Origin of the sequence: Streptomyces gelaticus, assembly GCF_014649535.1 — a bacterium.
GTDB lineage: Bacteria > Actinomycetota > Actinomycetes > Streptomycetales > Streptomycetaceae > Streptomyces > Streptomyces gelaticus.
The window spans coordinates 128,335-153,286 of sequence record NZ_BMTF01000007.1; the positions used below are offsets into that span (position 1 = coordinate 128,335).

Genomic DNA, 24,952 nt, shown 5'->3' on the forward strand with positions numbered 1-24,952 from the left:
AGTTCGGGTCAGGCCAAGTCAGGATCAGGTCAGCCCTCGGGCCGCCTCGCGGGCCTGTTCCCGCAGCCGTTCGTCGGCCGGGGCTATCCCCGGCTCCAGGCCCGAGGCCCGCACCCGGAGGTCCCGTTCGGCCAGGTCCGTCAGGCGGCGTCGATGGTCCGGGGTGAGGGCAGGGGGTCCGAGTGCGACCAGGGCCTCCAGCGCAGTCGCCGCGTCGTCGTCCCGCTCGGCGGCCTCCAGGAGCAGCGCGGCCGCGCGGGGGCCGTCGAGGTGCTCGGGCGCGATCGCGTGGAGTGCGAGCACCACCGGCGGAACCTGCACCCGGCCGTCGAGCAACCCCTCCAGCGCGGGGACCAGCGGCCGGGCCGCTTCGCCGATGAGGGCCGCCGCCCTCGCGGCACGGCCCAGCGTCCAGCGCATCCACGTCGGCTCAGCCTCCGCGAGCACACCGGCCAGCACCGGCACCGCTTCCTCCGGGTCACCGGTGATCCGCCACAGGGCCGCGGCGATCTCGGCGTCGGCGTCCAGCTGCGGGGAGGTGCGCTCGCCCACGGAACCGCTGAGCGCGGACCGCAGGGCGGGCACCAGGCCGACCGCCTCCGGGCCCAGCTCCGCGGCGAGACGCGCGGCCTCCTGCACCGCCGGACCGCCAGGGGTGAGCCGGTCGGCGACGGCCGCCAGCAACGGGCCCGTGTCTCCGGTCAGCTCACGCACCGCCGCTGCCGCGGGGAGCCTGCCGTCCGCCGGGCCGGTGCGGGCCGCGGCGGTCAGGAACTCCGCGGTCGTCTCCCGGTGCTCCGGCGGACAGATCGCGACCAGCGCCTTCGGCACGGCCCTCGGGGCGCCGGGCAGCGCGGACCGCAGCTCGGGCAGGGCAGCCGATGCCCGGCTCCCCCACGCACCGAGCAGCAGGGCGAGCCGAATGGTCTCGTTGCCGCCGGGGCCGCCCCCGCGCAACCGGGCACGGATCGCGTCCAGCAGCACCGCGTCGTAGGGGAACGGCGTCCCGGACGTGCCGCCGCCCAAGGAACCGCACGCCGCGGCGAGTGCGCGCGGGCGCCGCTCCAGGTCGCGGGCAAGGAGCGGCGCGGCCCGGTCGGGGGCCACGGCGACGAGTGCTTCCAGCGCGCGGTCCGCCGGATCGCCCTCGCCCCCGGCGAGCCGGGCCAGCACCGGAACGGCCGCCGCTGCCCGGCCACCCAGCTTCGCGAGCAGCGAATACGCGGAAGACACATCGGCCGGATCGGCGGCCAGCGCTTCCACGGCGCCGGCCAGCCGCTCCGGCGCACTGCGCGACAGCAGGCACGCCGTCTCGGCCGCCCACACAGCCTCCGCCCGCGCCTCGGGGACCGCACTGCGCAGGGCGGCATCGAGCAGGGTGTACGCGGCAGCGCGGTCCGCGTCGGTGTCGCGGCGCAGCAGCTCCTCGACGACGTACTGCAAAGGCTCGTTGCGCTCCAGGTCCAGCCGGTCCTGGACGAGGTCGTTCGCGGGCAGCAGGGACAGCATCGCCGCGTGGTGCGCGGCCCCCCAGGGCAGTCCGCCGTCCACGCAGGCCAGCAGGGCCACGATCCGCACCTCGCCGGGCTCGTGCGCTCCGATGGCCCCGGTCGCCTCGGCGGCCGTACCCGGCGGGTCCAGATGCGCCATCGCGCCGAGGAGTTCGGCCCGTACCCGGGGATCCGTCTCGGTCTTCCCGCGCATGCGGAGCGCCGGCAGCACCTGTCCGGCCGCGCCGGTCATCGCGGCGGCCCAGGCCGCGGCCCGCCGGAGCCCCGGGTCCTCGGCGTCGATCCTCGCGAGGATCAGCGGCAGCTGACCGGCGACGGCCGTCCGGCAGGCCGCTTCGTCGCTGTCACCCTCGTCCGCCCCGCCCTCGGCTATCCCGCCGAGCAGCACCAGCAGGTCCTCCGTGCGGTGTCCCGCCGCGGCGAGCCGCGCGAGGTACGGAACGGCATGGGCCGTGGCCCCGTAGACCGAACCCTGGTGCAGGATGCTGCCGTACAGCTCGGAGATCGCCTCGGACGCGGCCTCCTCGCTCTCCCCGGCAAGCGCCCGCAGATGGCCGGGGATGTCGGCCGCGCTCCCGTAGGCATGGTGCAGATCCGCCCACGGCTGGGCGTCGACGTCGGCGAAGAACCGGGTGAGATCCATGCAGCGGATCATGGCACCCGGCACTGACACCGACCCTTGCCGCCGGCCCCGGACGGGCTTCGGCCCGCCCTCAGCCGGTGAAGAAATCCGTGACCTGGTGGGCGACCTGGTCGGGGTGGATCTCGTGCACCCGGTGTCCGCCCCCGAGGGTGACCAGCCGGCAGTCCGGGATGAGCGAGGCCATGTCCGGCAACCGCCCCTGGGGCATGGTGGATTCCGGGCCGCCCGAGATGATCAGTGTCGGCGCGACGATCTCGCCGAGGCCGGCCGCCCACGCGGGGTCGGGGTCGGCCACCTCGGCCCGGATCGGAGCGACGACGGCCGGATCGTAGTCCACCGGCCCCTCGGGCTCTGCGGCCGGCTTCGGCTCGCTGGGGAACGGCGGCGGGGTCTCCACCAGCACCAGTCGCTCCACCCGGTCCGCGTGCTCCTGGGCGAGCAGATGGGCGACGACACCGCCCATGGAGTGGCCGACCAGGCCGACCCGGTCGAGCTCGCACTCGTCCAGGAAACCGAGGACGTCGTCCCGCATCAACTCGCAGGAGTACTCGTCCGGCCAGTCGCTCTCGCCGTGGCCGCGCAGGTCGAGGGCGTACACCCGCCACTGTTCGCCGAGCAGGGCGGCAACTGCCTCCCAGCTCGCGGCGGAGCCGCCGAGGCCGTGCAGCAGGACCACGGGCGTGCCGAAGGGATCGCCCCAGGTCCGGTACGCCAGCCGTACGTCACCGACATCCACTACAGACTGATCTTCCATGCCCCTGACGCTACAGGCGGGTGGGCGCCGGCACGTATCCGGCGGCGCCCACCGTCTCCGGGCCGTCCAAACCCGTGATCGGCAGGCGCGGGAAGCGCCCGCCCTGCTACCGCGTACGCCGGTGCGCATGCCATATGACCTGCGCTTTCACTGCTGCCGAAGACCGGTCCGGACCCGTGACCAGTCAGTCGGCGACCGCGTTGGGGCTGGTGGACGGCCCACGCCGACGTGGGCCGGATCACGGAGGGAAAAGCGCATGATGAAGAAGATGATGCTGGCCGCGATGGTGCTGACCGCCGGTCTCGGGCTGGCGGCGAGCCCCGTCGCCCAGGCCGCGCAGAGCCCCGCCGCCGCACAGGCCGCGAAGGCGCCCGCGGTGGTCTGCACCGTCAACGACAACGGGGTGAACTTCCGCGGCGGACCGGGCACCAACTACCCGGTCCTGGGGACGGTGAACCGGGGCCAGAAGCTCAACGCCCGCGGCCAGCAGGACGAATGGGTCATGGGCGACCTGTGGGGCGGTCGCACGGGCGTCTGGATCCACGTGGCCTACCTCGACTGCTGAGACCGCGTCACCCCGGCCCCGTACCGCGCGGCCCGTCCCGACCCCTCGTCCGTCCCGCACCGGCCCCGCACCGCGCGTTCCGCGCGGTGCGGGGCTGCCGTGTTTCGGGAGAACTTCTCAACTCCCCTGCGCCGGAGGGGTGTACGGCCCTCTTCCACTCTGATAGGAAAGCTTCCTAACAGACCGATGGAACGAAGAACTCCCTTGGAGGACTGGTGCACGCTCCCCATAAGCGCGCCGCACGTCGCAGTACCCGCCCCGTGCGTATCACGGTCATCGCGGTCGGACTGGCCCTCACGGCGATCCCCGTCGCCGCCTACGCCGGTACCCCCACACACCAGGCGGCACAGCAGCCGGCGGCCCCGAAGGCCGCCGCCGCGACCGGGCTGGACGACCCGGCGAAGAAGGAGATCGCCATGCAACTGGTCTCCAGCGCCGAGAACTCCTCCCTCAACTGGAAGTCCCAGTACAAGTACATCGAGGACATCGACGACGACCGCGGCTACACCGCGGGCATCATCGGTTTCTGTTCCGGAACGGGCGACATGCTCGACCTCGTCGAGCTGTACACCGAGCGCAAGCCGGACAACGTCCTCGCGAAGTACCTCCCCGCGCTGCGGAAGGTCAACGGCACCCCCTCGCACAGCGGTCTCGACCCGAACTTCACCAAGGACTGGGTGAAGGCCGCCTCCGACTCCGCGTTCAGGAAGGCGCAGGACGACGAGCGGGACCGGGTGTACTTCAACCCGGCCGTCAAGCAGGGCAAGGCCGACGGCATCGGCACGCTGGGCCAGTTCGCGTACTACGACGCCATCGTCATGCACGGCGACGGCGGCGACAGCACCGGCTTCAGCTCCATCCGCAAGCGGGCCCTGTCCAAGGCGAAGCCGCCTTCCCAGGGCGGCAACGAGGTCACGTACCTCAACGCCTTCCTCGACGCCCGTGTCTGGGCGATGAAGCAGGAGGAGGCCCACGAGGACACCAGCCGGGTGGACACCGCCCAGCGGGTCTTCCTGAAGAAGGGCAACCTCAACCTGGACCCGCCGCTCGACTGGAAGGTGTACGGCGACAGCTACCACATAGGCTGACGCACCGGACGGCACCGCTGCGGCGCGTACGGCAGCACCCACGAGGGGCGCCGTACGCGCCGCAGTGCCGTACCGGGCCGGGTGCGGCCGGCGGCACGGTCAGTGCGCGGCCACCGGATCCGCGGGCGCCGGGCCCCGCTCCCGCTCCGACGGCTGTGGATCCGGCACCTTCCCCAGGTGGTTGAAGGCCAGGTTGAGCACGATCGCCACCACGCAGCCGGTCGAGATCCCGGAGTCGAGCACCACGAGCAGGTCCTTCGGGAACGAGTGGTAGAACTCCGGCGCGGCGATCGGGATCAGGCCGATGCCCACGGACGCGGCCACGATCAGCGCGTTCTCACCCTTCTCCAGCGCGGCGGTGGCCAGCGTCTGGATGCCGCTCGCGGCGACCGAACCGAAGAGTACGATGCCCGCGCCGCCGAGGACCGGCAGCGGGACGAGCGCGATGACGGACGCGGCGACGGGCACCAGTCCGAGCACGATCAGGATGCCGCCGCCGACGGCCACCACGAAGCGGCTGCGGACCTTCGTCATCGCGACCAGGCCGATGTTCTGGGCGAAAGCACTGCACATGAAGCCGTTGAAGAGGGGGCTGACGGCGCTGCCCAGGGTGTCGGCGCGCAGGCCGCCCTCGATGGTCCGCTCGTCCGCCGGCCGGTCGACGATCCGGCCGAGCGCCAGCATGTCCGCGGTGGACTCCGTCATGCAGACCAGCATCACGATGCTCATGGAGACGATCGCGGCGATCTCGAACTGCGGCGCCCCGAAGTGGAACGGCGTCGGGAAGCCGATCGGGTCGGCGTCCTTGATGGCTCCGAAGTCGGTGATGCCGACCGGGATCGCGATCAGGGTGCCGGTGATCAGACCGAACAGGATGGCGATCTGCTGGAGGAAGCCGCGCAGCAGTTTGCGCAGTGCGAGGACGATCACCAGGGTGACGGCGGCCATGGTGATGTTGGTCGTGGAGCCGTAGTCGGCGGCCTTGGCGTTGCCGCCCTGGGACCAGTTGAAGGCGACCGGCAGCAGCGAGACGCCGATCAGGGTGATCACGGTGCCGGTGACCACGGGCGGGAAGAAGCGGACCAGTTTGCAGAAGTAGGGGGCCAGCAGGAAGCCGAGCAGACTGGCGACGATGATCGCGCCGAAGACGACGGCGATGCCGTCGTGCCCGCGGTCCTTGCCGATCGCCACCATCGGGGTGACCCCCGCGAACGAGACGCCGTTGACGAACGGCAGCCGGGCGCCGATGCGCCAGAAGCCGAGGGTCTGGAGCAGGGTGGCGATGCCCGCGGTGAACAGGCTCGCCCCCATCAGGAAGGCGGTCTCCTTGGCGGTGAGGCCCACCGCGGGTCCCACGATCATCGGCGGGGCCACCACGCCCGCGTACATCGCGGCCACGTGCTGGAGGCCGCTGGTGAACATCTTCAGTGGGGGGAGCGTCTCATCGACCGGGTGCTTCCGGTCGGCCGGGGCGTCTTTCCGGTCCGTCGCGTCCGGTCCGGAGGCGGTGTCCCGGTGTGGGCCGGCGTCGGATGCTGCGTCTGCGTCGTTGCGAAACCTGGGCGTAGCTGCCACGGCGGTTCCTCCGGTCGGTTGCACGTCTGCGGTGACGTGGGTGTCAGGGAGGTGGTGCGAGTGGTGCGTTGGTGCAGGTGCGGCAGGTCGTGCAGCTGGTGCGGCAGCTTCGGTCACCGGTGCGGGGGCGCATGCGTCCAGGCACGCGCCCCCGCACCTGTTGCCGTGGACCCCGCTCGGGTCCACGGCGGCCGGCCGGGGGCCGTCCCCCTCGGCCGGCCGGTTCGGGTTGCAGGCGGGCGTCAGGCTCCCGCGGCGATCTGAGCGAGGCGGCGGGCCTCGTCGCGGGTGACGCGGGCGATGGCGTCCTCGTCCGCGGTGATCAGGTGGTTGTCCTCGACGACCGGCTTGCCGTTCACGAGGGAAAGGGTCACGGGGGCCGCCGCGCCGAGGACGAGGGCGGTCACCGGGTCGGCGATGGAGGCGTGGGCGAGGGTGTCCAGCTTCCAGAGCACCAGGTCGGCGAGCTTGCCGCGTTCCAGGGAGCCGATCTGGTCGGCGCGGCCGAGCACCTGGGCACCGCCGTACGTGCCCAGACGCAGGGCCTGACGCGCGTTCAGGGCCTTCTCGCGGTGGGCGCCGAGGCGGTTGATGAGGAGTGCGTTGCGCAGCTCGGTGTGGAGTTCGCCGGACTCGTTGGAGGCGGTGCCGTCGACTCCGAGGCCGACGGGGACGCCGGCCGCGAGCATGTCGGGTACCCGGGCGATGCCCGCGGCGAGCCGGGCGTTGGACGAGGGGCAGTGCGCGACGCCGGTTCCGGTGCGCGCGAAGGCGGCGATGTCGGCGTCGTTCATGTGGACGCAGTGCGCCATCCACACGTCGTCGCCGAGCCAGCCGGTGGACTCGAAGTAGTCGGTCGGCCCCATCCCGAACAGCTCGTGGCAGAACTTCTCCTCCTCCACCGTCTCCGAGCCGTGGGTGTGCATGCGCACTCCCCTGCGACGGGCCAGCTCGGCACCCTGCCGCAGCAGTTCGGTGGAGATGGAGAACGGGGAGCAGGGCGCGACCGCGACCTGGGTCATCGAGTCGAACGACGCGTCGTGGTGTGCGTCGATGGCCGCCTCGGTGCCGGCGAGCGCGCCGTCGAGGCTCTCCACGGCGAAGTCCGGCGGCAGTCCGCCGTCCTTGACGCTGCGGTCCATGGAACCTCGGGCGAGGGTGAACCGTACGCCCGTGTCGCGGGCGGCCCCGATGATGGCGCCGGACAGATCGCCCGATCCCCGCGGGTAGACGTAGTGGTGGTCCATGGCGGTGGTGACGCCGCCGCGGGCCATCATGGCGAGCGAGCCCCGGGCGGCGGCGCGGACCATCGGCTCGTCGATGCGGGCCCACGTCGGGTAGAGGGCGACCAGCCAGTCGAACAGGTTGTGGTCGGTGGCCAGGCCCCGGGTGATCCACTGGTAGAAGTGGTGGTGCGTGTTGACCAGGCCCGGGGTGACCAGGTGCCCGGTGCCGTCGATGCGGCGTACGACGTTCTCAAGGTCCTCGGGGGCCCGGCCGGCGCCGATGGATTCGATCGTGTTGCCCGCGACGACGAGATGGCCCGAGGCGTACTCGGTGTCGTGGGCGTCGACCGTGGCGATGGCCGCGTTCTCGATGACGATGCGGGACACGGGGTCTGCCGAAGGCGCCATGGCGCTTCCTTCCGTAGTGAGTGACGATGCGGGCACGGCAGGACCCTAGGAGAATTTGAGTGCCGCGGCGGACGTACCGCCACGGGTGCCGAGATGGTGGAAGAAGAGGTTCAGCGACACGGCGACCAGGGCGCCCGTGCTGATGCCGGAACCGAGCACGGTCTGCGCCCAGGCCGGGAAGTCGGCGTAGGAGGTGGGCGCGGCGAGCGGGATGATGCCCGCGCCGAGCGGGACGGCGATGGCGCGCATCGGCGCGATTCCGGCCGGGGAGGCGGCGTTGACGAAGGGAAGCCGGTTGCCGACGAAGCCCTTGACCCCGAGGGTCTGCCGGAGGGCGGCCGCACCGGCGATGAGCCGGGTCCGGCCCGCGGTGTCGAGGCGGACGGCCTGGCCGATGACGAGCGGGGGTGTGACCACTCCCGCGTACCTGGCGGCGATGTGCCGGAGCGCGGCGGGGGCGAGCCGCGAGGGGTGGAGCTTCTGGTCGGCCGGATGGACCTCAGCTCCTTCCGGTGCGGTGGAACACGGGCTTTCCGCCGGCCCTTGTGCAGGCGTTGCCATGGCTGGCTGTTCCCTCCGGTGTGGCGCATCCCCGCCGACTGCGGGCGGCGGGGATGCGCGCCCGCGTCAGAGGTTGGTCATGTCGACCGGGATGTGCGGCTCGCAGCCGTCGCGCAGGATGGTGGCCTCGATCAGGCCGTAGGGGCGGTCGGCGGCGTAGTACACGGCGCCGTCCTTGGCTTCGTTCTCCAGGCCGAAGGCGGAGAGGTCCAGCCGGAAGTGGTGCTTGTTGGGTGCGGAGAAGCGGATCTCGTCGATCTCGCTGCGGTTGTTGATGACCCGCGAACCCATCTGGTACAGCGTCTGCTGGAGCGAGAGCGAGTACGTCTCCACGAACGCGTGCAGGATGTGCTTCTTGGCCTGCTCGTACGACTTCTCCCACTGCGGCATGCGCTGCTCGTCGCAGGTCCAGTTGTGCCGCCACCACGTCGACAGGGATGTGGCGAGGATCCGGTCGTAGTCCTCCCGGAGCGTCGTGTACTTGTCCTTGATGTAACCCCAGAACTCGGAGTTCGTGGAGTTCATCACGGTCAGGTCCTTGAGTCCGGACAGGACTTCGAACTTCTCGCCGTCGTACGTGATCTGCGCGAGGCGGGTCTCCTGACCCTTGCGCACGAAGGAGTGCTTGACCTCGTCGGCGCCGATGAACCTGGAGTTGCCGTCGGAGCCGGCGATGCGCTCCCAGGCGTACTCCTCGATGCGGATGCGCGCGCGGTGGATCGAGGGCCGGCTGTCCACGAAGTGCCGGGCGAGGTGGATGCCGTACTGCTCGGCCGACTCGATGCCGTATTCCTTGGCGAACGCGAAGCAGGTGTTCTTCGTGGTGTCCGTCGGAAGGCAGTTGGCGTTCGAGCCGTTGTAGTGGACGTCGTCCAGATCGCCGGAGAGGGCGACGGAGACGTTCAGGTCTTTGATGTGGTGGGTGTCGCCGTGCCTCGTGATCTTCACGACGCGGTTCTCTGCTTTGCCGTACTGGTTCTGGCCGAGAATCGTGGGCATGTCTGCTAGCTCCCTCGGTATACGGAGTAGCCGAACGGGTTGAGCAGCAGCGGTACGTGGTAATGCTCACCCGGTACGACGGCGAAGGTGACGGTCACTTCCGGGAAGAACGCGCCGCTGTCCCTTACGCGGGGGGCGTCCTGCTGCGCCTCGGCTTGCTTCTTGGCTGCGAAGTACGCCTCGGTCTCGAAGTCGAGACGTACCTGGGTGGTGCCCTCCGGCAGAGCCGGCAGGTCCTTGCATCGCCCATCCGCGTCGGTGGCGGAGCCGCCGAGCGTCTCCCAGGGCGCGCCGGCGCCACCGCGGGCGGCGAGCGTGATGGCGACGGCCGCGGCGGGGCGGCCGACGCTGGTGTCCAGGATGTGCGTGGACACCGATGCGGTGGTGTCGGTACTCAAGACCGTCACTCTCCTTCGGTTGCGAGACGGGTCAGCCGGATGCGGTTGATCTTGCCCAGTTCGGTGCGCACGATCCCGCGCTCCTGCTCGGGCGAATTCCCGATCCGGGACTTCACCGCGTCGCGCATCTGCTCACCGGTGGCTCCGGTGGCGCAGATCAGGAAGACATGCCCGAACCGCTTCTGGTAGGCCAGGTTCAGTTCGAGCATCTCGGCCTTGAGTTCCTCGGTGGCACCCGCCATCCCGCGCTGCTCGCGGGAGGAGGCCGGGTCTCCGGGCTTCGGGCGGCCGATCGGCGGGTGACCGGCCATCGCGTCGGCCAGTTCCTTCGGGGGCAGTGCGGCCGTGGCGGCGTCACTGGCGAGAAGGAGGGCTTCCGTGGTGGCGTACGGGCGTCGGGAGAGGATCGCTCTTCCCCATGCCGCACTGGCACACACCTCGTGCAACGCGGTGGTGGCCTCGTCGTCCGCCAGGGTGTTGAACCGGGCGAGGCCCGGCGTGGAGCTCGAAGTCACGGGAGCCTCCGTGGCTGTTTTCCGCTGTGCGTTCTTCGCTTCGCGTCGGTCGGGCTGCGGATAGCTAACGCCCTCCACAACACAACGTCAACACTTTGTTGAAATTACCCGAACGCAAAAAGCCGCCGTCCGGTTCTCCGAACGGCGGCCCGCGCAGCCTTCCACCGCGTTCGCTCGACCATGGCCTCAACTACTCGCCTTTGGCGGCATTTTCCCTGTTCAAGTAGTTGTAGACGGTGAAGCGGCTGACCCCCAGCGCGCCCGCCACCGTCTCCACACCGTGCCGCATCGAGAAGGCACCACGTGCCTCCAGGGTCCGCACCACCGACTGCTTGGTCCTGCGGTCGAGCTCTGCGAGCGGCACCCCGTGCCGGCGTTCCATGGCGGCCAGGATGTGATCGAGCGACTCCGAGAGCTGGGGCAGCCGCACGGCTATGACGTCCTCGCCCTCCCAGGCCAGCACGACGTCGTCGGGCTCGGCCCGCTCGGGCCCGAGCAGCTCGGCACCCATGGCGTCCACGAGCGGCTTGACCGCGGCGACGAGCGGGTGGTCCGCCGGTCCGGTCACTTCGAGCCCTCCCCGATCACATTGATCTGGAGGGACACCCGGGTGGCACCCGACGCCAGGGCCTGGCGCAGCAACGAATCCACGGCAGTGAGCACCTCGTCCGCGCCGCCCTCCGCCGTGTTGCCGAAGGGGCCGACGTCCACGGCGTCCAGATCGGCGGACTGGATGACCTCGCGGGCCACGACCGCGTGGGCGGGCGCCTCGTCGAGATCGAAGGGCTCGGTGGTGAACTCCACTCTCAAGCGCACTGTGCCTCCCTCATACGTTCGCCACGCGACCGTGAGGCCCGCGGCTCGGGCCCGACCCTAACGGACGTGCGCCGGGGCCGTCCCCCCTTGACGGCTGCCACACCTCCGGGGCAATATTCCGACAGATAGAAATTGACTTCCGCAATACGGAAGTAGCGCCGAACTCTCATGGCTCACCCGGACCAGCGGGCATCCGTGTGCTCGACGCCCCGGTCTCCGGCGGCGAGGCCGGCGCCGTCGAGACGGCGCTGTCGATCATGGTCGGCGGTGAGCCGGCCGACTTCGACGCGGCCCGGCCCATCCTCCAGGCCCTCGGCAAGACCATCGTGCTGTGCGGTCCGCACGGCTCCGGCCAGACGGTGAAGGCCGCCAACCAGCTGATCGTCGCGGTCAACATCCAGGCGTGCGCCGAGGCCGTCGTCTTCCTGGAGAAGTCCGGCGTGGACCTCTCCGCCGCGCTGGACGTCCTGAGCGGCGGACTGGCCGGCTCGACCGTCCTGACCCGCAAGAAGGACAACTTCCTCGAGCGGGACTTCGCGCCGGGCTTCCGGATCGACCTGCACCACAAGGACATGGGCATCGTCACGGACGCCGCCCGCAACGTCGGTGCCGCACTGCCCGTCGGCGCCGTGGTCGCCCAGCTCATCGCCTCGCTGCGCGCGCAGGGCGACGGCGGACTGGACCACTCGGCCCTGCTGCGCTCGGTCGAGCGCCTGTCGGGCCAGCCCGTCCGGGCCTGAACGGCCCGGCGCCCCCAGAGACTTCCGGACGGCGCCGGCGCCGACACCTGTCCTGTCGCGCCCAGGCGTCGACGCCGTCCGGAACACCCGTCAACGTGCAGGTCATGCCGGCCGCCGAGGCTGCGGGCTACCGCTTCAACCCCTTCGACCTGACCAAAGTGTGGCCGCACGACGACCATCCGCCGCAGCGGGTGGGCCGGCTCGGATGAGGGGTGTCGCGTGGCGCGGGCAGGACGAGCCGCGGCGGTCGTGCGACGCCAGTGCGGTGGTGAGGGCCGGTGTGCCTCCTCGTCCCCTGACCTGAAGGGGACGGGTCCTGACGGCCCGATCGCCGCCGCCGCGGCCCCTGTTGCGTTGTGTGCGCTGTGTGCGCTGTGCTGTGTGCGCTGCGTTGTGTTGTGTTTTCCGTGTCAGGGCGCGGAGTACGGGCACGGTCCGCCGGAGGCCTTGAGGGCCGCGTAGAAGGGGTTGATCGCCGCGCCCGGCACACCGAACGCGTTGTTCACGTCCTCGCGCTTGAGGATCTCAACTGCCGCTCCGGCAGCGGTCATTCGAGGCATTGAGCGCTCCTGATCGGACCTGGTGGATTCGGGCTCTGTCGCGCCACCTGAGAGCACAAATTCCGAAGTACGGAAAATTGATTCCGTTATGCGGAAGTGAATCTAAAGCGGGCCCCGGCGGCCGTCAAGAGACGGCGCACGGAGGTGCCGCACAGGCTCCGGAGCGCGCGCACCGGTCCACGAAGTACGCCAAGTTCCTCCCCGGGGCCTCGCGCTTGGTGGACGATGGGGTTCGGAGCAGAGCCGGAGGGCGGTCATGGTGGAGTCGGTGCCGGTACGCTGCCCGGCCTGCGGCCGCGACCACACGTACAGCCCGCCCGTCTACCCCTGCCCGTGCGGGGCGCCGACCACCCCGCCCGTGCTGCGCGGCGCCCCGGTCGCCCCGATCACCCACCGCACCTGGAACGACGACTGGGTGGCGGCGCGCTGCCCCGCCTGCGGGCGGCTGGACCAGTGGCCGCAGCCGGAGCTGTGCTGCCCGTGCGGGACGGTGCTGCGCGTTCCCGTCCGGCCGGTGGCGCCGCCCGACGGCGATCCCGCTTCCGAGGACGGCCCCCGGCCCACCGGCCCGTCGCACATCCCGTTGCCACGGACGGCACCGGCGCCCCGGCCCGTCTTCCGGGCCGCCGCCATCCGCGGCGCGGACGACGCGCTCGAGACCGCGGCCCGGTATCTGAGCTGGCTGGGCTACCGCGACGTGGTGCGGCCGTCGGGGCCCTCGTCGGCCCGGATCGATCTGCGGGCCGCCGGGCTGGTGGTCCAGGTCGACACGGTCACCCGCCCCACCACCCTGCGCGACGTCGAGTGCCTCTGGCTGCACGCGCTCAGCGCATCGGCCATCAGCGTCTTCTTCTCGCTCCCGGGGTACGCGCCGGACGCCGCGGCACGCGCGGACGGCCTGGGCATGCCGCTGTTCGTGCTGGACCGGGCGGGAACGCCGCGCCCGGTCAACAGCCCGGCCGACGAACTGCTCAGCACCGGGGCCTGAGCCGCGACCCGGGACGACATACTTGCCGTATGCGCATCCGTACCGCCCGCCGCACCGATCTTCCCCTGCTCCAGGACATCGAGCGTGCCGCCGGCGAACCGTTCCGCACCCTCGGCATGTCCGCGATCGCGGACGACGACCCGCCGCCGCTCGACCTGCTGGAGGAGTACCGCCGGGCCGGCCGCGCCTGGGTCGCCGCCGACCCCGGGGACCGCCCGGTCGGCTATCTGATCGCGGACCGGGTCGACGGGGCGGCCCACATCGAGCAGGTCTCCGTGCATCCGTCCGCCGCACGGCGCGGCGTGGGCAGCACACTCATCGACCACCTCGCCGGCTGGGCGGGCGAGCAGGGTCTGGTCGCGCTCACGCTCACGACCTTCTCCCACGTCCCCTGGAACGCGCCGTACTACGCCCGCCTCGGCTTCCGCACTCTCGCCGGTGCCGAACTCACCGACGGGCTGCGGAAGATCAGGGCCCAGGAGGCCGAACACGGCCTCGACCACTGGCCGAGGGTCTGCATGCGACGCGAAATCCCGCACAACGGGCACCCCCGGCAGCTCACCGGAGCCGACCGGCAACAGTGAGTGCAATCGGTCACGTTCGGGCCAGAGGGGCCACAAATGTTCGGCCGCTGTCAGTGGTGGGCCTTAAGGTTGTGCTCATGGCTTTAACTCCACGGCAAACCCCATCCGACGACCGGCCGCGCGCGTCCCGGCCGGCACCTCCGTCCGCCGCCCAGGCGAACGAGGCGATACGGGCATTCGTGGACGCACGCGCCGGCCAGGACTGGTCCTCCGTCGAGTCCGCCGCCTACGAGGTACTGCTGATCGAATGGGCGGCCGCGACCCGGGGCGTCACCGGCGACATCATCGAGGCCGCCTGATGACGCCCCGGGCGCTCCGGTCCTACTGCCCGTAGCCCTCCCGCAGTTCGATCTTCCGGACCTTCCCACTGACCGTCATCGGGAAGGCCTCCAGGATCCGCAGCTGCCGGGGGATCTTGTAGTGCGCCAACTGCTCGCGGCAGAAAGCCGTCACCTCTTCCAGGGTCGGCGGGTCCGCCGGGTTCCTCGGGATGACACAGGCCAGGATCTCCTCGCCGTAGGTGTCGTCCGGTACGCCCACCACCTGCACATCGGCGATCTTCGGGTGACCGTAGAGGAATTCCTCGATCTCCCGCGGATAGACGTTCTCGCCACCGCGGATGATCATGTCCTTGATCCGGCCGACTATCTGTACATAGCCGTCCTCCCGCATCACCGCGAGGTCGCCGGTGTGCATCCAGCGGCCGGCGTCGATGACCTCGGCGGTCCGCTCGGGCTGTTCCCAGTAGCCGAGCATCACGCTGTAGCCGCGGGTGCACAGTTCGCCCGGCACACCGCGCTCCAGTGTCACCCCGGTCACCGGGTCGACGACCTTGACCTCGATGTGCGGCATCACGCGGCCGACGGTGCCGGTGCGGCGCTCCAGGTCGTCGTCGCGGCGGGTCTGGGTGGAGACCGGCGAGGTCTCCGTCATGCCGTAGCAGATGGACACCTCGTCCATGTGCATCTCGGCGACGACCCGCTTCATCACCTCGACCGGGCAGGGTGATCCGGCCATGATGCCGGTGCGCAGCGAGGTGAGGTCGTACGAGGCGAAGTCGGGGAGGTTCAGCTCCGCGATGAACATGGTGGGGACGCCGTAGAGCGAGGTGCAGCGCTCCTGCTGCACGGCGGCGAGGACGGCGGCGGCCTCGAAGGCGGGGGCCGGGATCACGATGCAGGCGCCGTGCGAGGTGATGCCCAGGTTCCCCATGACCATGCCGAAGCAGTGGTAGAAGGGGACCGGCAGGCAGACCCGGTCCTGTTCCGTGTAGGCGACCAGTTCCCCCACGAAGTACCCGTTGTTGAGGATGTTGTGGTGGGAGAGGGTGGCGCCCTTGGGGAAACCGGTGGTGCCGGAGGTGTACTGGATGTTGATCGGGTCGTCGCAGGACAACTCGGCTTCCCGCGCGGCGAGTTCTTCCGCCGTCACGGATCCGGACACGGCCAGCAGTTCGTCCCAGGACGGGTCGCCGATGTAGTGCACGGCGCGCAGCGCGGGGCAGCCTGCGCGGACCTGGCCGACCAGGGCGCGGTAGTCGCTGGTGCGGTGCGAGAGCGAGGAGACCAGGAGCGAGATCCCGGCTTGCTTCAGCACGTACTCCAGCTCGTGTGCCCGGTACGCCGGGTTGATGTTGACCATGACGGCGCCGATGCGGGCGGTGGCGTACTGCACGAGCACCCACTCCGGGCAGTTGACCGCCCAGATGCCGACCCGGTCCCCCTTGGCCACCCCCGACGCCATCAGGGCGCGGGCCAGTTCGTCGACCGCCGCGCCGAACTCCGCGTAGGTCCAGCGCCGGCCCGACGCGAAGTCCACGAGCGCCTCGCGGTCGCCGAACGCCTCGATCGCGCGGTCCAGGTTGCGTCCGATGGTGTCGCCGAGCAGCGCCGTGGTGCCGGTGCCGTGCGCGTAGGAGAGCCCGGTCATCGCAGATCACCCTCGTCGTACTCGGTGCCGGTGCCCCGGGCCGTGCGCTCGCGCAGTTCGATGCGGCGGATCTTGCCGGAGACGGTCTTGGGCAGCTCGGCGAACTCCAGCTTGCGGACCCGCTTGTAGGGGGCGAGGACCGAGCGGGAGTGCTCGAACAGCACCTTCGCCGTGTCCGGGCCGGGCTCCCAGCCCTCCGCGAGCACGATGTACGCCTTGGGGACGGCGAGCCGGACCGGGTCGGGGGCGGGGACGACGGCGGCCTCGGCGACCGCCTCGTGCTCCAGCAGGGCGCTCTCCAGCTCGAACGGGGAGATCTTGTAGTCGGAGGCCTTGAACACGTCGTCGGCGCGGCCGACGTAGGTGATGTAGCCGTCCGCGTCGCGCGAGCCGATGTCGCCGGTGCGGTAGTAGCCGCCGGCCATGGCCTCGGCCGTGCGCTCCGGGTCGCCGTGGTAGCCGGTCATCAGGCCCATCGGGCGGCCGGACAGGTCGAGGGAGATCTCGCCCTCGACCGCACCGGGCTCACCGGTGACCGGGTCGAGGAGCTCGACCTTGAAGCCGGGGCTGGGCCGCCCCATCGAGCCGGCCTTCAGCAGCTGGCCCGGGGTGTTGGCGACCTGGACGGCGGTCTCGGTCTGGCCGAAGCCGTCCCGGATGGTGACGCCCCAGGTGCGCCGCACCGTCTCGATGACCTCGGGGTTCAGCGGCTCACCGGCCGCGACGACCTCGCGCGGCGGGGTCTTCAGCTGGGAGAGGTCGGCCTGGATCAGCATCCGCCAGACGGTGGGCGGGGCGCAGAAGCTGGTGACGCCCGAGCGGTCCATCTCGGCCATCAGCCGGCCCGCGTCGAAGCGGGTGTAGTTGAAGATGAAGACGGTCGCCTCGGCGCTCCAGGGCGCGAAGAGATTCGACCAGGCGTGCTTGGCCCAGCCGGGCGAGGAGATGTTGAGGTGGACGTCCCCGGGCTTGAGGCCGATCCAGTACATCGTCGCCAAGTGGCCCACGGGGTAAGAGACATGGGTGTGCTCGACGAGCTTGGGGCTGGCGGTCGTGCCGGAGGTGAAGTAGAGCATCAGCGGCTCGTCGGCGTCGGTCTCCCGGTCCGCCTCGAAGGTCTGCGGCTGCTCGTCGGCCCCGGCGTACGACAGCCAGCCGGGCACGTCCGCGCCGACGGCGAACCGGGAGTAGTCGCCAGGCACCCCGTCGAACTTCGCGGTGTCGGTGTCCCGCACCAGGACGTGGCGGACCCGGCCGCGCTCCACCCGGTCGCGCAGGTCGACCGGGCCGAGCAGCGGGGTGGCAGGGATGACCACGGCGCGCAGCTTCATCGCGGCGAGGGCGGTCTCCCACAGCTCGACCTGGTTGCCGAGCATCACGAGAATCCGGTCGCCGGGGCGCACGCCCCGCTCGCGCAGCCAGTTCGCGGCCTGGTTGGACCGGGCGGACATCCGGGCGAAGGACACCTCGGTACGGCCGCCGTCCTCCTCCACGATGTGCAGTGCGGTGCGGTCGTTGTTCTCGGCGATGGCGTCGAACCAGTCGAGCGCCCAGTTGAAGTGGTCGGTCCTGGGCCAGCTGAAGCCCTCGTAGGCCGCGTGATAGTCCTCGCGGTGCTTCAGCAGAAAGTCCCGGGCGGCCCGGAACGTTTCCGTCGCGCTGGTTGCCGACATGTGCCCTCCTCATTGCGGACCGGACCGGTCACTTAACATCATGTAAACAGTGACCCAGGTCTCACCACCCCCGAACGGGGGTGCAGCAAGGGGTGGCCGAACCCCCTGGAGCCGGGCAGGAAAGGCGTCAGCGTGCCGGAATCCGTCGATGCGGTCGAGATGCAGACAGCGCTGCTGCGGCTGCGCCGGAGCAGCGGCCTGCCGGTGGCCTTCGGCGGGCTGCTCGCCGATGCCCGTCATGCCCGGATCGCCGAGCTGAACGGGGCGCAGACCAGCGTGCTGCGCGGGCTCGTCATCTCGGCGGGCAGCGGGCTCGGCGGCAAGGCGATCGCGCTGTCCCGGCCGTGCGCGGTGACCGACTACCACTCCTCGCGCCACATCAGCCACGAGTACGACCTGGCGGTCGCGGCGGAGGGCCTGCGCTCGGTGGTCGCGGTCCCGGTCGTGGTGCGGCGCAAGGTGCGCGGCGTGCTGTACGGGGCGCTGCGTGAGCCGATCACGCTCGGGGACCGCACGTTCGACGCGGCGGTCGCCGCCGCCCGCGATGTGGAGCAGGCGCTCGTCGTGCGGGACGAGGTGCAGCAGCTGCTGGCGGTGACCCGGGAGCAGGTCACGGATCCCAGGGCGGCCCCGGAGGCGTGGGAGGACGTCCGCGAGGCCCACCGCGAGCTGCGGGCCCTGGCGCCGAAGGTCGTCGACCCGGCGTTGCGGGACGAGCTGCTCGCGGTGTGCGGACGGCTCGCCTCGGCGGCCGGGCCCCGTTCCCCGAAGCCCTGCGAGACGCAGCTGGCGCCGCGCGAGCTGGATGTGCTGGCCTGCGTGGCGGCGGGGGCGACGAACGCGGTGGCGGCGGAGCGGCTCGGCGTGCGGCCGGAGACGGTGAAGGGCTATCTGCGTTCGGCGATGCGCAAGCTGGGGGCGCACACCCGTCTGGAGGCGGTGGTGGCGGCCCGGCGCGCGGGGTTGCTGCCGTAGCCGGCGCCGCGGGGGCTCACTCCCCGAAGTCGACGAAGTCCGCGAACCGGATGTCGTGGCCGTCGGTGCCGCCTGCTTCCGTCCTCATGACCGAGAGCATCCGTACGGCCTCCTCCGTGACCGCGTCGCGCTCCGCCCGGCCGAGCCTGCCCAGCGGCTGCACGGTGAGCGACGCCGCCGCGGAACCCGGGTTCGAGGCGCCGTCGCCCAGCCGCCAGACCGCCGCGAGGAAGCCGTCGACGAGCACCGTGCCGTACGCCTGATTGCCGTTCCCGTTGCGCCCGTGGAACCGCGGCGGGATCACGCGGGTGCGGTCGGCGTGGCCGAGCAGCACATCGTCGAACTCGGGCAGGAAGCGCGGCGGGGCCGGCGTGTCCTCGTCCGGGCGCGGGGCGTCCGGCAGGTCGAAGAGTTCGGCCCCGTTCTCGTCCCGGAAGGTGACGAGCTTCGGCCGCAGCCGCTCGAACACCTCCCGCAGCCGGGTCAGCCCGGCCCACATCTGCATGTCCTTCACCGAGGCCGGCCCGAAGGCGCCGAGATAGCGCAGCACCGTGGCATCGGGCGCGGGAACCGGCTCGGACGGGGCGCCCAGCCAGTGCTCGACGGTGGTCAGCGCGACCCGGCCGCTCCTCCCCCACACCCCGCGCGGAGTCACCTGGACCAGCGGCAGCAGGCAGCGGGCGCCCACCCCCAGGGCCTGCGGGTCGGCGTCCGGCCACCGGCCGAGCAGCTCCGCACGGATCTCCCCGGGCGTGCGGGGCCTTTCCTCGACGAATTCCCTGCTCACCGCCCTGAGCCGGTCGAGGTCCACCCCGGCGAGCCCCTTGCGGAAGATCTTGAGCTCCCGGTCGCGCGCCGCCTGGACGAGCGGGCGCAGGGTGAGTGCGTCGGCGGCGGTGTGCATATGGATGGTGGACCGCATCGTGACGATACGGACCGCCTCGCGGGACTCCATCAGTGCGGCGAGCTCGGCCGGGTCGAAGCCGTCGAGGCGGGCGCAGAGCTGGTAATAGGGCGGTTTGGTGTTCTGTGCCTGAAGGCCGACCAGGTGCGCCACGGCGTCCTTCGCGGACATCGCGCTCCGGCGCAGCAGCAGCTGGCGCTCCAGCGTGGCGCGGTTCAGGGCGCGGGGGGAGAGCACGGCGGGTGCGGCGGGGTTCCTCGTGGTTGCCATGGACGCACGCTACGCGTCGCCGCGGACAGCTTCGGTCCGCATCGGGATGCGTGCTCCGGTCCGTACGCCCGTACACCCGGCCCGGCCGCCGGGTCGGGGAACCGGTCCGGGCCCGGCCCGGGAAGAGGTGATTGCTTCCCACCGGGTCGCGCCGCCCGACCCCTCGGCGCTATTCTCCGATCGGGCCATGTGTGGCGTACGGGCAAGGGGCCCGGTTCTTTTCCTGGGGGTCGGTGTGGTTTCTGGTCGCGTCGTGCGGTTCGACGGAGCTCGGGGATACGGCTTCATCGCGCCCGATCACGGGGGCGAGGACGTCTTCCTCCATGTGAACGACATGCTGATCCCGGAGTCCTACGTCCACACGGGTACGGCGGTCGAGTTCGAGATCGAGGACGGTGACCGCGGGCTGAAGGCGTCGTCGGTCCGGCTCGCCGAGGGATCCGACGGCAAGCCGCTCACCCCGCCGAGGACCTCGGGCCTCGCTGCTTCCGGTGCGCCCGAGGACGACACCCTGTGCGATGTGCTCAGCGCGGCCGAGTACACCAGGGACGTGACCGACGTGCTGCTGGAGTCCGCGCCTTCACTGACGGGCGCTCAGATCCTCCAGATCCGGCGCGGACTGCTGCAGTTCGCCAAGAACCACGGCTGGACCGAGGGCTGAGACCCCCGGGACAGCCCAAGGCGTATCCAGCCGTTCAGCCGCTCGGCTCCCGTACCACCAGCGGGGTACCGAACACCTGGTGTCCGCCGCTGGCCAGCATGCGCACCTCACCCCGGTCGCTGATCTCCGCACGCACGATTCCGGTCTCGTCCTCGTAGATCGGGAAGCCGCCGGCTCCCGACTGCTCGGTGCGCCGGACGGTCACCGTGTCGTCCTCCACGGCGGCTGCCTGAAATACCAACTGGTAGCTCTCCGGGTAATCCATGACCGTTCTCCGATGCGGATGGGGCAGGGCATGTTCCACCCGCACCTTCCATGGTCCCTCCGACCGGCCCTCGGCGCCCGAGCAGCCGTCCACGGCTGCGGACTCATGCTCGGGCCACTTATCCTGAACCCATACGGGCGGTTGGACGGCACTCGGGTGCATACCGCATGAATAGCCCCCCTTTTCTCCCGAGTCGTGTGCATGGCATGCACGCCCGGGATCCCCGAAACCGGGAAGGGACGGACCATGATGGATGCCGACATGGGAGACGATGTCTACCAGCCCCAGCAGCCGGAGGCCTCGGACCTCACCGAGCAGCTCGATATCGAGGACACCCTGGACAACCGGGGGCTGACCGACGCACTCGACGAGGGCTACTCCCCGCCGGAGCGGCCGTGGGCCGTGGAGGACCGGGGCACCACGGCCGCCGAGCAGCACGACGGCGAGACGCTGGACGGCCGCCTGGCCCGCGAACTCCCCGACTCCCCCGACGCCGACGGAGACGGCGACGGCGTGGGTGATCTGCCCGGCGGTGACGGCGAGCTCTGGGACGCGGAGGTCGGTACGGTACGCGCCGGCCGGCTCACCCGGCAGCTGGACATCGACGAGCCGGACACCATGGCGGGCGAGGACGTCGGGATCGACGGGGCCGGGGCATCGGCCGAGGAGGCCGCCATGCATGTGGTGTCGGACGGCCAGGCCTGAGACGGCGGCCCCTCGCCCCGGCCGTGCGGAGCCTCTGCGTATCCCCGGCCGGTCCCATGACTCCAGCGGCAATCGACGCCTTTCCCCGCATCGGACACCACGACATCGTGCGCTTCAGCCGGGAACCGGTCTCCACCGCCGACGGTTCGGCGCCCGTCGCCGTTTCGGACGTGGCCACCCTCGCCGAGGACGGACACCTCTCCTCGGTCAGCGGCTTCCTGGACCGGGTGCCCGGCGCCTGAGGGTGTGCCGGGATCCCCGGGGCGGACCGCGCACCGCACCACCCGCCTCAGGCCGGCTCGTCGAGGAACTTCCCGCCCTCCAGGAGGGTCTTGAGCGTCGAGAGGATCGCCACCCAGCCGCTGCTGACGCCCTCCAGCATCCTGCTGCCGGGGCTGTCGAACCCGTCATGGGTGAGCGTCAGCTTGATCCCCAGCTCGGGTTCCCCGGCCGGCTCGATGTCGAAGGCGACCCTCGACCGCTCCTGGACGGCCCTGTCCCATTCCTCGTCCGAGGCGAAGTCGAACATCTGGCGGTGCATGGGCTGGAGGGTGTGCCAGGTGTACGAGAGCCGTCTGCCGGGTTCCGCCTCCAGGACCCGCTGGCCGACCTCCTCGAACTCGCCGTCCGGGTCCATCTTCCAGCGGACCGGTGCACCGGGCTCCCAGGTCGAGTCGGGGCCGCAACCGCCCATGTAGATCTTGATGAGCTCGGGGTCGGTCAGCGCGTGGTAGAGCTTCTGCGCGGTGGTCTGGATGTAGAGGGCGTAGACGAACTCGGGCTTGTCCATGGCCGTTCCTTCCTGAGGGCTGCCGGCGAGGTCCGGTCCGGCCGGTGACGGCGACGTCCGGGACTGCGCCGGGAGTGCCGGCAGTACGGGCGCCGGCTCCGGCGGGCGGTCGGTGAAGAACCGGGCCGCGAGGTCCGCGACGTCGTCGGGGCGCTCCAGGACGACCCAGTGGTCGGACTCCCCGATCGTGAGGAAGCTGCTTCCCCCGACCGTGGCGCCCGCCGCCGATGACCGGACCGTACACTCCGCGATCATGACGATCGACATGACTCACCCCGACGGGCCCGCGCTCTTCCCGACGATGTCCACCATGCGCGCGATGCGCCGCCTGAAGCCAGAACCGGTGCCGGACGAGACGCTGGAGCAGCTCGTACAGGCCGCCGTCTGGGGTCCCAGCGGCGGCAACATGCAGTGCTACGAGTACGTCGTGGTCACCGACCGCGAGGTGATGGCGCGTCTGGCGCCGCTGTGGAAGCGGTGCGTGGACGCCTACCTGGCGACGACGGGAAGCACGCGCCCAAGGGCATGGACGACGCGGCGTACGGCCGGATGGTCGCCGCGATCGAGTACCAGCGCGACCACTTCGCCGACACTCCTGCACTGATCGTGCCCTGCTACCGGTTCCCGGAGCCGCGCCTGGACGAGGAGGGGCTGCTGGCCTCCGCGCAGGCGCTCGGCCCGGCCGCGACCGAGCACATGGTGAACACCCAGTCCCGTTTCCAGGCGCTCGCCGAGGGCTCCTGCGTCTACCCGGGCGTCCAGAACATGCTGCTCGCCGCACGGGCCCTGGGGCTCGCGGCGAACATCACCGTCTGGCATCTGATGCTGGAGCAGGAGTGGAAGGAAGCGCTCGGCATCCCCGAGGACATGCACACCTACGCCGCCATCCCGGTCGGGTGGCCGCTCGGCAACTTCGGCCCGGTGCACCGCCGCCCGGTGGCGGACGTCATCCACCGCGACCGCTGGTAGCCGGGGCCAAGGACGGCCCGCCCGCCCCGGGCGGGCCCCACCCTCCTCCTCCCACCTCAACTCCATTGGAGTGAAAGGGAGTTCGACACCCAGGCACATGATTGTCATGCCCTGGACGGATGGATACGCTGTGCGGGCTTCGTGGCCCCCGGACCCACCCCACTCGGGCCCGGGGGCCGTTCCTCTCTTCCCCCCACCGAGCAGGAGCAGGTATGCCCAGCCGCGCCGCCGCCCACACAAAGGGCCGCGCATCCGTCCTGGCGGCTCTCACCGCCACCGTCCTCACCGTGACCGGATCGCCGGCCCTCGCCGCTCCGGACGGGGACCACCCGATGAACCGGGCGTTCGCGCGGGCCGCCGCGGAGTTCGACGTACCGCGCGATCTGCTCACCGCCGTCGGTTACGGCGAGACCCGGCTCGACGGCCACGCCGGGCGCCCCAGCCAGGCGGGCGGCTACGGCGTGATGCATCTGATGAGCAACCCCACGAACCGGTCCCTGGAACGGGCGGCGGCCCTCACCGGAAAGCCCCTCGCCGAGCTCCGCACCGACACCGCGGCCAACATCCTGGGCGGCGCGGCAGTACTGCGCAGCTACGCGGACAAGCTCGGCCTCGACGCCCGGGACCGCGACGACATCGACGCCTGGTACCCGGCCGTCGCCCGGTACGGCGGCGCGCAGGGGCCGGCCGCCGCTCTCTACGCCGACACTGTCTACGCCTTCCTGGCCAACGGTCTGAAGGCGGTCGTCCCCGGCGGCGAGCTGATCTCGGTGACGAGCCGTCCGGTCTCCCCGCACAAGGGGGCGCTCTCCGCCGCCGTACGCACCCAGAGCCCGGACTACCCCTCGGCGCGATGGGTGGCGGCCAGCCCGAACAACTTCACCGCGGGGCGCTCCGCGAAGATCAACAAGGTGGTCGTCCATGTCACGCAGGGCTCGTACGCGGGCTCCATCAGCTGGTTCCAGAACCCGACCGCGGAGGTGAGCGCCCACTACGTGGTGCGCTCCTCCGACGGCGAGATCACCCAGATGGTGCGCGACAAGGACACCGCGTACCACGCGAGAAGCGCCAACTCCTCGGCGCTCGGCATCGAGCACGAGGGGTTCATCGACGACCCGTCCTGGTTCACGGACACGATGTACCGGTCGTCGGCGGCGCTGACCAAGCACCTGTGCGACCGCTACGGGATCCCCAAGGACCGGGCGCACATCATCGGGCACAGCGAGGCCCCGGGCAACGACCACACCGACCCGGGGCCCTACTGGGACTGGAATCGCTACATGCAGCTGGTCGGCGGGGACACCCGCGGCGGCGAGGGCGCCGACGGGCTGAGCTTCACCTCGTACGCGCCCCAGCGGAGCGGCTCGACGGGCGCCCAGGTGAAGGCGGTCCAGCAGCTGCTGAACGAGCAGGGCTACTCCGCGGGCGCGGTGGACGGCAGCTTCGGTCCGGCCACGAAGACCGCGGTGACGGCGTACCAGGCGGCCCGCGGACTGGATGCCGACGGCGTGGTGGGGGCCAGGACCTGGACCGCGCTGCTGTCGGCCGGCGCGACGCCGACCCTCCAGCAGGGCACATCGGGAGACGGGGTGAAGCGGCTCCAGCGCTCGCTGACCGCGGCGCTCGGCTCGACGGTCGGCATCGACGGCACCTTCGGCCCGACGACGGCGACCGCGGTGCGCGGCTACCAGACGAGCCGGGGGCTGACGGCCGACGGCATCGTGGGGCCGGCCACCTGGACGGCGCTGCAGACGGGGCGCTGACGCTGTCCCCACGAGCGGGGCGGGGCGCGTGCGGACCGCCCCGCCCCGCTCCTGGAGCCACGTCACGTTCAAGTAACCTGCCGGAAACCCTTGACGTTTCTCCTGGCGCGTTCTTAA

At 71.2% G+C, this 24,952-nt stretch carries 25 protein-coding genes and 4 pseudogenes; 13 read left to right on the forward strand and 16 right to left on the reverse strand.

What is annotated here, in order from left to right; translation table 11 throughout:
• Window positions 1-24 precede the first annotated feature (24 nt).
• Together IE107_RS12870 and IE107_RS12875 are read right to left on the reverse strand one after the other, a co-directional pair.
• Window positions 25-2,154, reverse strand: coding sequence for a hypothetical protein (locus IE107_RS12870; RefSeq protein ID WP_229866874.1), 2,130 nt, complete (start codon window positions 2,152-2,154; stop codon window positions 25-27).
• A gap of 70 nt (window positions 2,155-2,224) precedes the next feature.
• Window positions 2,225-2,908 (reverse strand): alpha/beta fold hydrolase, encoded by a 684-nt coding sequence (locus IE107_RS12875; protein ID WP_189543877.1) that lies wholly within the window; start codon window positions 2,906-2,908, stop codon window positions 2,225-2,227.
• Window positions 2,909-3,164: 256 nt separating this feature from the next.
• Between IE107_RS12875 and IE107_RS12880 the strand changes: the two genes are divergently transcribed.
• Window positions 3,165-3,473: an SH3 domain-containing protein gene (locus IE107_RS12880; RefSeq protein ID WP_189543878.1), complete on the forward strand. Its 309-nt coding sequence runs from the start codon at window positions 3,165-3,167 to the stop codon at window positions 3,471-3,473.
• Window positions 3,474-3,688: 215 nt separating this feature from the next.
• Entirely contained in the window at window positions 3,689-4,561 is an 873-nt protein-coding gene (locus tag IE107_RS12885) for a chitosanase (RefSeq protein ID WP_189543879.1), read from the forward strand.
• A 99-nt stretch (window positions 4,562-4,660) separates the two neighbouring features.
• Here the strand turns inward: IE107_RS12885 and IE107_RS12890 are convergent, their stop codons facing one another.
• The 8 genes and pseudogenes from IE107_RS12890 to IE107_RS12925 all read right to left on the reverse strand — a co-directional run bounded on the left by IE107_RS12890 (window position 4,661) and on the right by IE107_RS12925 (window position 11,059).
• On the reverse strand, window positions 4,661-6,136 hold the full coding sequence (locus IE107_RS12890) for a nucleobase:cation symporter-2 family protein (RefSeq protein WP_189543880.1): 1,476 nt from the start codon (window positions 6,134-6,136) through the stop codon (window positions 4,661-4,663).
• A 242-nt stretch (window positions 6,137-6,378) separates the two neighbouring features.
• Complete coding sequence (locus IE107_RS12895) at window positions 6,379-7,770, reverse strand: 8-oxoguanine deaminase (RefSeq protein WP_189543881.1); 1,392 nt, start codon at window positions 7,768-7,770, stop codon at window positions 6,379-6,381.
• Between the two features lie 234 nt (window positions 7,771-8,004).
• Window positions 8,005-8,331: pseudogene (locus IE107_RS12900) on the reverse strand (purine permease); the annotation flags it as partial.
• A gap of 66 nt (window positions 8,332-8,397) precedes the next feature.
• Window positions 8,398-9,330 (reverse strand): factor-independent urate hydroxylase, encoded by a 933-nt coding sequence (gene pucL, locus IE107_RS12905; RefSeq protein ID WP_189543882.1) that lies wholly within the window; start codon window positions 9,328-9,330, stop codon window positions 8,398-8,400.
• A 5-nt stretch (window positions 9,331-9,335) separates the two neighbouring features.
• A complete protein-coding gene (uraH, locus tag IE107_RS12910; protein ID WP_189543883.1) occupies window positions 9,336-9,728 on the reverse strand; it encodes a hydroxyisourate hydrolase in 393 nt (130 codons plus the stop codon).
• Window positions 9,729-9,733: 5 nt separating this feature from the next.
• Complete coding sequence (gene uraD, locus IE107_RS12915) at window positions 9,734-10,243, reverse strand: 2-oxo-4-hydroxy-4-carboxy-5-ureidoimidazoline decarboxylase (RefSeq protein ID WP_189543884.1); 510 nt, start codon at window positions 10,241-10,243, stop codon at window positions 9,734-9,736.
• Between the two features lie 190 nt (window positions 10,244-10,433).
• Complete coding sequence (locus IE107_RS12920; RefSeq protein WP_229866876.1) at window positions 10,434-10,811, reverse strand: helix-turn-helix domain-containing protein; 378 nt, start codon at window positions 10,809-10,811, stop codon at window positions 10,434-10,436.
• Entirely contained in the window at window positions 10,808-11,059 is a 252-nt protein-coding gene (locus IE107_RS12925; RefSeq protein WP_189543885.1) for a thiamine-binding protein, read from the reverse strand. Before IE107_RS12925 ends, IE107_RS12920 begins: the two co-directional genes overlap by 4 nt.
• Before the next feature lie 188 nt (window positions 11,060-11,247).
• On the opposite strand from IE107_RS12925, the pseudogene IE107_RS12930 reads away from it, so the two are divergent.
• Both IE107_RS12930 and IE107_RS12935 read left to right on the forward strand, forming a co-directional pair.
• A pseudogene (locus IE107_RS12930) lies at window positions 11,248-11,799 on the forward strand (NAD-binding protein); the annotation flags it as partial.
• A 74-nt stretch (window positions 11,800-11,873) separates the two neighbouring features.
• Window positions 11,874-12,002: pseudogene (locus IE107_RS12935) on the forward strand (catalase); the annotation flags it as partial.
• Between the two features lie 207 nt (window positions 12,003-12,209).
• Here the strand turns inward: IE107_RS12935 and IE107_RS12940 are convergent.
• Window positions 12,210-12,350: a hypothetical protein gene (locus tag IE107_RS12940; RefSeq protein ID WP_189544077.1), complete on the reverse strand. Its 141-nt coding sequence runs from the start codon at window positions 12,348-12,350 to the stop codon at window positions 12,210-12,212.
• Between the two features lie 268 nt (window positions 12,351-12,618).
• On the opposite strand from IE107_RS12940, the gene IE107_RS12945 reads away from it, so the two are divergent.
• The 3 genes from IE107_RS12945 (at window position 12,619) to IE107_RS12955 (ending at window position 14,230) form a co-directional block, all read left to right on the forward strand.
• Complete coding sequence (locus IE107_RS12945) at window positions 12,619-13,347, forward strand: hypothetical protein (RefSeq protein ID WP_189544062.1); 729 nt, start codon at window positions 12,619-12,621, stop codon at window positions 13,345-13,347.
• A gap of 29 nt (window positions 13,348-13,376) precedes the next feature.
• Window positions 13,377-13,931 (forward strand): GNAT family N-acetyltransferase, encoded by a 555-nt coding sequence (locus tag IE107_RS12950; protein WP_189543886.1) that lies wholly within the window; start codon window positions 13,377-13,379, stop codon window positions 13,929-13,931.
• 77 nt (window positions 13,932-14,008) lie between these two features.
• Window positions 14,009-14,230 carry a hypothetical protein gene (locus tag IE107_RS12955; protein WP_189543887.1) on the forward strand — a complete coding sequence of 74 codons (222 nt, stop codon included), beginning with the start codon at window positions 14,009-14,011 and terminating at the stop codon, window positions 14,228-14,230.
• Between the two features lie 22 nt (window positions 14,231-14,252).
• On the opposite strand, the gene IE107_RS12960 is transcribed toward IE107_RS12955, so the two are convergent.
• The gene (locus tag IE107_RS12960; protein ID WP_189543888.1) at window positions 14,253-15,860 is read right to left on the reverse strand and encodes an AMP-binding protein; all 1,608 of its coding nucleotides are present in this window, start codon (window positions 15,858-15,860) and stop codon (window positions 14,253-14,255) included.
• Window positions 15,857-17,533: an AMP-binding protein gene (locus tag IE107_RS12965; protein WP_189543889.1), complete on the reverse strand. Its 1,677-nt coding sequence runs from the start codon at window positions 17,531-17,533 to the stop codon at window positions 15,857-15,859. The genes IE107_RS12960 and IE107_RS12965 overlap by 4 nt, the downstream gene beginning before the upstream one ends.
• Window positions 17,534-17,665: 132 nt before the next feature.
• On the opposite strand from IE107_RS12965, the gene IE107_RS12970 reads away from it, so the two are divergent.
• Window positions 17,666-18,508: a response regulator transcription factor gene (locus tag IE107_RS12970; RefSeq protein ID WP_189543890.1), complete on the forward strand. Its 843-nt coding sequence runs from the start codon at window positions 17,666-17,668 to the stop codon at window positions 18,506-18,508.
• Between the two features lie 16 nt (window positions 18,509-18,524).
• Here the strand turns inward: IE107_RS12970 and IE107_RS12975 are convergent, their stop codons facing one another.
• Entirely contained in the window at window positions 18,525-19,682 is a 1,158-nt protein-coding gene (locus IE107_RS12975; RefSeq protein WP_189543891.1) for a winged helix DNA-binding domain-containing protein, read from the reverse strand.
• 235 nt (window positions 19,683-19,917) lie between these two features.
• On the opposite strand from IE107_RS12975, the gene IE107_RS12980 reads away from it, so the two are divergent.
• Window positions 19,918-20,343, forward strand: coding sequence for a cold-shock protein (locus IE107_RS12980; RefSeq protein ID WP_229866879.1), 426 nt, complete (start codon window positions 19,918-19,920; stop codon window positions 20,341-20,343).
• Window positions 20,344-20,377: 34 nt separating this feature from the next.
• Here the strand turns inward: IE107_RS12980 and IE107_RS12985 are convergent, their stop codons facing one another.
• The gene (locus IE107_RS12985) at window positions 20,378-20,608 is read right to left on the reverse strand and encodes a DUF6296 family protein (protein WP_189543893.1); all 231 of its coding nucleotides are present in this window, start codon (window positions 20,606-20,608) and stop codon (window positions 20,378-20,380) included.
• A gap of 246 nt (window positions 20,609-20,854) precedes the next feature.
• Here IE107_RS12985 and IE107_RS12990 point away from each other — a divergent pair, with 246 nt between their 5' ends.
• On the forward strand, window positions 20,855-21,313 hold the full coding sequence (locus tag IE107_RS12990; RefSeq protein ID WP_189543894.1) for a DUF5709 domain-containing protein: 459 nt from the start codon (window positions 20,855-20,857) through the stop codon (window positions 21,311-21,313).
• 56 nt (window positions 21,314-21,369) lie between these two features.
• Window positions 21,370-21,555 (forward strand): hypothetical protein, encoded by a 186-nt coding sequence (locus IE107_RS12995; RefSeq protein ID WP_373302435.1) that lies wholly within the window; start codon window positions 21,370-21,372, stop codon window positions 21,553-21,555.
• Between the two features lie 47 nt (window positions 21,556-21,602).
• On the opposite strand, the gene IE107_RS34850 is transcribed toward IE107_RS12995, so the two are convergent.
• Entirely contained in the window at window positions 21,603-22,370 is a 768-nt protein-coding gene (locus IE107_RS34850) for an SRPBCC family protein (protein WP_189543895.1), read from the reverse strand.
• Between IE107_RS34850 and IE107_RS13005 the strand changes: the two are divergent.
• Both IE107_RS13005 and IE107_RS13010 read left to right on the forward strand, forming a co-directional pair.
• A pseudogene (locus IE107_RS13005) lies at window positions 22,357-23,072 on the forward strand (nitroreductase family protein). The gene IE107_RS34850 and the pseudogene IE107_RS13005 overlap by 14 nt on opposite strands.
• A gap of 212 nt (window positions 23,073-23,284) precedes the next feature.
• A complete protein-coding gene (locus IE107_RS13010) occupies window positions 23,285-24,835 on the forward strand; it encodes a peptidoglycan-binding protein (protein ID WP_189543896.1) in 1,551 nt (516 codons plus the stop codon).
• Window positions 24,836-24,952: the final 117 nt, after the last annotated feature.